The 6,956-nt window shown below is 38.9% G+C and carries 5 protein-coding genes and 2 pseudogenes; 6 read left to right on the top strand and 1 reads right to left on the bottom strand.

Annotated features, from left to right (window positions below; all coding sequences use genetic code 11):
* Both CAG60_RS13570 and CAG60_RS16880 read left to right on the top strand, forming a co-directional pair.
* Nucleotides 1-711 (top strand): FRG domain-containing protein (locus CAG60_RS13570; protein ID WP_237667791.1); only part of this gene is annotated, 711 nt, incomplete at its 5' end.
* 13 nt (nt 712-724) lie between these two features.
* Nucleotides 725-864 (top strand): annotated as a pseudogene (locus tag CAG60_RS16880) (type I restriction-modification system subunit M N-terminal domain-containing protein); the annotation flags it as partial.
* Nucleotides 865-1,015: 151 nt separating this feature from the next.
* On the opposite strand, the gene CAG60_RS13560 reads toward CAG60_RS16880, so the two are convergent.
* Complete coding sequence (locus CAG60_RS13560; RefSeq protein ID WP_161439166.1) at nt 1,016-3,637, bottom strand: TrlF family AAA-like ATPase; 2,622 nt, start codon at nt 3,635-3,637, stop codon at nt 1,016-1,018.
* 480 nt (nt 3,638-4,117) lie between these two features.
* Here CAG60_RS13560 and CAG60_RS16550 point away from each other — a divergent pair, with 480 nt between their 5' ends.
* The 4 genes and pseudogenes from CAG60_RS16550 to CAG60_RS13540 form a co-directional block, all read left to right on the top strand.
* Nucleotides 4,118-4,534 carry a hypothetical protein gene (locus tag CAG60_RS16550; protein ID WP_202598588.1) on the top strand — a complete coding sequence of 139 codons (417 nt, stop codon included), beginning with the start codon at nt 4,118-4,120 and terminating at the stop codon, nt 4,532-4,534.
* Between the two features lie 749 nt (nt 4,535-5,283).
* Nucleotides 5,284-5,499, top strand: a complete 216-nt coding sequence (locus CAG60_RS13550) for a TIGR02450 family Trp-rich protein (RefSeq protein ID WP_161439164.1) — start codon at nt 5,284-5,286, stop codon at nt 5,497-5,499.
* Between the two features lie 212 nt (nt 5,500-5,711).
* Entirely contained in the window at nt 5,712-6,014 is a 303-nt protein-coding gene (locus CAG60_RS13545; RefSeq protein WP_161439163.1) for a Fis family transcriptional regulator, read from the top strand.
* A 648-nt stretch (nt 6,015-6,662) separates the two neighbouring features.
* Nucleotides 6,663-6,956: pseudogene (locus CAG60_RS13540) on the top strand (SIR2 family protein); the annotation flags it as partial.

Raw genomic sequence — 6,956 nt, 5'->3', positions numbered from 1 at the left:
AATTTAAACATTCCCCACTATGTTGATGTGGTGAAGCGCATTACCTTGAAGAGCTTCGAGCACTACCACTCTGAGGTGCAAAAGCTGAATGCAGAGCATACGGTATATCGCGGAGTTAAGGATTGTGACTTCAAGCTTGAGCCGTCGATTATGCGGTTAGGTTATAGTGATGAAAATGAGTTGATTAACGCTGAGAAAAGGCTTTTCAAAGCATTTAAGCAGCAGGCATTGCCTCACCTAGAATACACCCCAAAAAATGACTGGGAGTGGTTGGCTTTAGCACAACATCATGGTTTACCAACAAGGCTGCTAGATTGGTCGAAGAATCCGCTTATAGCACTATATTTTGCAATTGAAGAAGAAACAAATTCAGATTCAGCAATCTATGTGCTGATTGACCGAAAAGACCCTGTTGATATAGAAAAATATGAGTCACCTCTAGACCTTAAGCCGCACGATGATGTTCGGAGATACATTCCCGATAACCTCACACCAAGAATAATCGCACAGAATGGTCTTTTTACCGCTCATACGAACCTTATGGCTGCCTATAAATCAAAACAGATGAAAATATTTATCATTCCAAATGCACTCAGAAGCGATTTGAAAAAACAATTATCTATCTATGGTATCAATAGATTTTCTATTTACCCTGGACTAGATGGTTTAAGTAGTCATCTAAAGTGGCTTGAATCTAAAAACTTACATTAATTGCGGACACCTCATGGTTGAACAATACCAAAAAGAACTAAAAAGCAGCTTTGGAACATCGCAAATACCCTTCGTGGTAACATATCTGCCACTTCTGATCTGATGACTTCCGTGATTACATACTTGGCCTAAATCTTCTACAAATACCTTTCAGTGTAGTGACACGCTGCAAATACCTCCCTGTAAGCTCGAAGCTAACTTACATGTGAGCGTTCTAAAGGTAGGTACGGGAGACTCCGAATACTATCGAACCAACTCCCTAAAATAAAATGGGCTAGGGTTATCCCTAGCCCGAACATACACATCAAATTCTGTAAATTTCTTTTCTTGTTGAGAATGCTCTTCTACCACCCTCAAGTATTTCACAGCATTGATCTTGAGTTTCTCTGTTGTCAATTGACCCCATGCCAACGATAGAAGATTTATCATTAGACGCAACAAGCGGTATCACTAACTCAGCGTCACCAAGAACTCCTATGTTTGAGTTGTGTGTGACAACGATAATCTGTCTTTTCTCTTTACACCTACGAAGATTAGAGACCACGCTATTGAAGATGAACTCTGAATCTAGGTTATCCTCTGGTTGGTCGATGATTAGAGGAAGATTACTGTCTGATTGGATGAGGATAGACAACATAATTGATTGCTGCTGTCCCAAACTCAACTCACTGATATCTTTAACATCTGCGTCTCGTTGAGATTTGTTATGGCGTGTGACAGTCAATTTAGGTCTTTCTCTAAATGGGATAGATAGAACTTTCTCTAGTGTTAAGCCACAAATTTTCGTCTTAACATCTTCAATCTCAACTTCGCTCAACCCTAGCGTAGATAAGAAATCATATTTCTTGAATTTCATATTCTTGTAAAACTCAAGAGGTGATATTGAATTGGCAATTTTGTCACTATTTGCCCATCTATACCATCCAGTAGCAGTTTTGATGAATGTTGAGAACTCTTTGGATAGATACCCCACACCAACTTTTGCTTGTACAAACAATCCATCAACAGAACCAGATAAATCTTGGTTAACTCGTGTACAAAATCCCAGTCTGTGTTTCTGTATTTCTTTGCTAATTCTATCTCGTTCTTTAAAAAGGTTTGCTCTCTCTGTTTTGATTTCTTTTAGCTTATTGGCTGATTTTTGAATATCTTTTTGTCTTTTTTGAAGTCTAGTAATGTCATTGGATAGAGTGATAAATTTCCCTTCATCATAGGGAATTTTCTTATCGTCTAATTCTTTCTTTTTGACTTCAATCTGTTGCTTCGCTGTTCCTTCTTTGCCACGCCAAGCTCTAACCTCATTTCTGAGTACGATCAGTTTTTGTTCTAGCTCTTCACTTAGCTCTTTTTGGTGTCTGTCAACGATATCAGAGAACTCTTGGACGATACCCAATACATTATCGACATGATCTTTACCAACATGAACTTTGGTTCTATCTATGTTGAGTAGTTCGGTAATTTCATCTTTATCAGATAAGACTTGCTTATATCTTTTGCTCAATGCACCGAGTGATTCCTCTAACTCTTTTCGTAGTGCCTCTTCCTCTACCAAACTAGAATGAAGCCTCATTAACTCACCAACATTCTGTTTTTCGTATGCGGATTTCTTGCTCTGTAATTCTTGTAGTTCTTTGTCTACATTAGATTTTTCGGCGACTTCATTAGTTAAACTCTGTAACTGCTCGAAATTTGTAGATATTTGTACTATTTTTGAGCGATCTTCATCTTTTAGGTGCTGAACATTTGTAAAACCATCGAAGAATTTCAGAAGCTTTTTGTCTTTATCGTCCTCATCGCCATTACTTGAAAATGTAGTAAAACCTTGAGAGTAAGCTTCCAAAGGAACTTGAGAGTTGATCTCATTAGAATCTCCATCTATGCAAGTCAAGTCGCCGTGTTCAAGAACGTATTTGAACTCCTGACCAGCTTCATTTTCGTATGTCAGTTCAATTTTTGTTGGCCACGCATTACTTCTTTGGACTGCGGTGGTATCCACAGGGTTGTTTGATGCTTCTTGAATAGCGGTCACAAGAGTAGATTTACCTGTACCGCGACCACCAATAATACAGTTCATATTATTACTTAGTTCGATAGACATCCCATCAAGTATCCCTCCAAATGCTTTGATTTCTTTGAATCTCGGTAGGGCGATAGGTACATCATCCTCAAGCCTAACCCGAGAATCATGACTCATCAGGGCAATTCGTAATCCATCGAAACTTAATTCATCTAACTTGAAACGGGTTAGGCGATCAGCACCAGATGCATTTTTACCAAATGCATTCATAGAATGGGCATCTGAAGACATCACTTTGGCTAACTTATAACAGTCAGGTAAGCCAAGAATTTGGTTTCTTTTCTTCATGGCATGTTTTCTATCTGGATTATCATCATCCTGTGTATAGAAATTTACCGATTCATGATTTCTGATTTCTAACGCTAATATTGAGGGATGTTGAAAGGCCAAATCGAAGATCTCGTTGAACTTGCCAATGGTTAGTTCGAACCCAGAATCAACCTCAATATGGGCTAACATACCGAAACCATTATATTTTTTGACATACTCTAAACACTCGTAGATTCCTTGCGTTGAAAATTTCTTATCGGGGTCGAAGTTCAGTTTACCGTAGAAGTTTTCTAGATCTTGGGTTGTGGCGAAGTAGGCGAGTAGATGCCCTTGAGTTGTGGATATTTCTATTCCTGGAACAACGAGTAAGTCTTCTTTGTCTTTAGCTATATTTACCGCATCAATAGAATTGCTAATCTTGTTGTGATCAGTGATGCTTATGATTGAAAGGTTTTTCTCTATTGCCTTTGCAATAATATTTTCTGGCGTCATCTGACTATCAGTGACATCATATGAACCGGCAGAACCATAACTGTGAATGTGGAGATCTCCACGATGAAACCTAGCTCCAAAAGTCATATAACATCCAACCTTTCAATTAAAACAGAAACTTAATCCATTTTAACGGAACAGATAGTTTGTGTCATTTATTGCTGAGAAATTGGTTGCACTTAATCTTCCCCAGCAGTATAAGCCTCACTTCCGTTTCTAGCGTCCCATTCGTAGTGACAAGATTTCTCATCTAGTGGGAGTATATTTTCGATTCTATCCTCATGACATTATGTTTAGATATAAATGCTGGGGTTGACTATTCTTTGAAGCTCATATCACAACAATTCTCCGACTCAAAAAACACCTTTCCCCCACAGAATCTAATGCCAACTGGCTTGGTTTGATTGAAGCGCGAAAATGATTTTTGTCCAAAGGTATGCTGACGGGGGTGTAACACAGAAATGCCCCAAAGCTTGTCTTAAAACAACTCATACCTTACAGCCAGTAACTCACTATGCTATAAATCACTCCAGTTTCATTAAACCATTACAAATCGAGGAGCGAGCCATGAGCCGTAAACCACTTTCAGAAAAAGAACTGCTTGAGGGTATTACACCCAAAACAGCACACGCTGATGAACTCGCGACTACAAATGAAAAAGATTGGGGATCTTATTCTGAAGATACGGATAAAGCAGAAAGCGATTTTCTTGTTCAAAGAGACGATGCTCTTAACGACACCCGAATGGAAAAAATGCTAAAAATGGCTGAACGCTTTAACAAAAGCGGGAGTGTCGATAGGGAAACTCTCATGAAAGTTAAAGGACTTACTGAATCGGAAATACTGTCAGAAAACGAGTACAGGATGGTTTTAAAGAGGATTGAAACCATATTCGATGCTGAACCAGGCACACCCGAAGGTGACGAACTTGAAAAGCTAGTGACCTGGGTGGAAGCGTATGAAGAAGAGCACTACCCATTTTAAGCTAGTTAGCCGAAGTGAAAGATCACCGTAACGCGATAGCTCATGGTAGAGAGACTGCAATTACTATAGGGCGTAGATTTAACGTTACGCAGCTAGATAGCAAAGCAGACAGTATAAAGCATTTATGTCTTCACATTACTTCTTCGTTTGCCTCTTATTGCGCAGACAAACGATATTTTATTGCTGACCGTATTGCATAAAAAATAACAGCCAACGCTATCAATACTGAACTTCTATTGGAACAGCTTTGCCATTATCAATAGTTATTCATGACTTACTTATGCTTGATTTTTCGAAACTCACTTTTGTCCAAAAATGAGTTCGTAATTGTTTGTGTTGGTTGCTCATGGTTTTTCGAATGCACACGATTATCTACGGGCATTGGTTATGATGTAGTAATTTTACAACGTAAGATTTCGATACCTACTCAAATATGCAGACTTTTGATGCAATCTTATGCGAACTTATTCTGCAAATGTCTTCGTAACTATTTGAAAGCTAGTTCTGTCTATGAAGATTTATGCTGCAAGCATCACCCATCTAGCTTGCGTTAAAGTTCAGATCTCATCCTTTTAAAACGTATAAAATGTCCCACACTTAATTTGTTTGTTGTATTGCAATCACATGGTCTGTCCTCATTTGCCACCTACTTGTCTCGGTATAAACGGAACAGCGAACTGAACTTAAACCGCTATCATTCGTATTATTGATTATTATTTTCAATAAATTCAGTTTATTACGGAGTTAGTATGAATCAAATAAACCCAGCTAAGTTACGAAATAGTAAATGGACTGCGGTAAAGCCGCTCAAACGGGAAAAGCATTTTTTAATTTCAGACGTTGAGTATGATGAAGAGGGTTCAGTAATTTCATGTTTACTTGAATCCGTGCTGTCGAGAAATGAATATTCAATAGACTGGCTTGAACTCAAAAACCAAGAAAAATGGCTTCAAGGTTGGAAGTAATGGCTCTCTTGGTAACGCTTTAAACGTTTTCTCAATACCACCTTTCTGATTCATTGTCGGTTAATATCGTATCGCGACGATACCTTGCTCATGACTTTTGTCGCTTGTCGAAAGAGGTGCCAAGTGAGCTTGAGTCAATTTCACTGCCCAATGTTGTTTAAGACAAGGTAGACTGACAGGTTTTTAACGTGGTTAAATCGGGAGTTTGTTTTATGCGCAAGTCAGATAAGAGGGTTGAGAATCTCATTAGAGAAGTGTTAACTGAAGTTTGTGAAAGCACGTTAAAAGCCTACGATGGTTTCCTTTGGGTGACTCATACGGTCAAATACACTTCTTTTCCACAAAGCTTAGCAATAGTCTGCGTCTTTGAAACCAATCAGCATAGAGCAAACTTTTTACTAGGAGAAGGCCGTCAGCATGTTTCAACCACTATCCAAAAGGCGTTTAATCAGGTAGGTGTACCATTAAAGAACGCCGATAAGCAAATCATCTACGATATTCAGCAAAAGCGTTAGTGCGGCCATTAATCAAAGTGAATTAGGGTTGTAGTGGGCACCGAAGGCTTTATTTCACGAGTTATGAATAAAGCCAGAAAGTTAAGCCTAGCTTCTTGATCTGGACGATGAATCAAGCTCGCTTAAATTCAGAGCTATGCAGGAGTAAACTCATTTTTGCCCCAAAACGTTTTAGTCATATAGCTTTTTTCTGTCTTGTTAGTACTAATTTGCCCTATTAAATGTTATCCAATGAGCTTGAGGTAAGTCGGATTACAATGAAGTTTGATCACGTATGACTTTAGAAATTCGAGGTCGGTTCTGGTCGGCGAGTTAAGAAGACAATATGTTTTCTGCCCCATTTCAATTTATAAGCATTACCCAAAGCTGGACATTTCTTCATTTCATAACACACGAAAATTATGTGTTAAGTTGACTATCAGCCTGAAAGTGGCATGATTAATCTTATTATAACGACATGACCCACATTTATCTAAGTACTTCTAGTGTTTAAGCGATGAATCAGTTAGTTACATTAGATGTGTCCGTATTTTCACCTTGGAAAAATGCGAACATTGTCGTCTGAAAAAACACTGTTAGGCAAGTAAGCGCTGTCGAAGCGACATATAGTTGCCCAAAGGATGTAGGGGGAATAATAAGGAAAATGACATGCCTGATTTGAACTATCAAAAACAAGCGCAGGAATATTATGGAAAGGCTCCAGTCATTATTATGGGCAGTGGTGCGTCGGCTGCACATGGCATGTCCGGAATGTGGGCACTTGCAAAGCATCTCATTGCGCAAACTGACGTTTCAGGTCTGTCAGATCCTGAGTTAGAGGTATGGGAACATTTCTGCCAAGTTTTGGACAGCGGCGTAGATTTGGAATCCGCCCTACACCAAGTAGCAACTTCTGAAGAATTGACGTCCAGAATAGTTAAAGCTACTTGGTCGCTAATTAAT

This window comes from Vibrio sp. V33_P6A3T137 (genome assembly GCF_009904835.1).
GTDB lineage: Bacteria > Pseudomonadota > Gammaproteobacteria > Enterobacterales > Vibrionaceae > Vibrio > Vibrio metschnikovii.
Note: the sequence above shows the minus strand (reverse complement) of the source record. Positions and strands in the feature narration are given on the sequence as shown.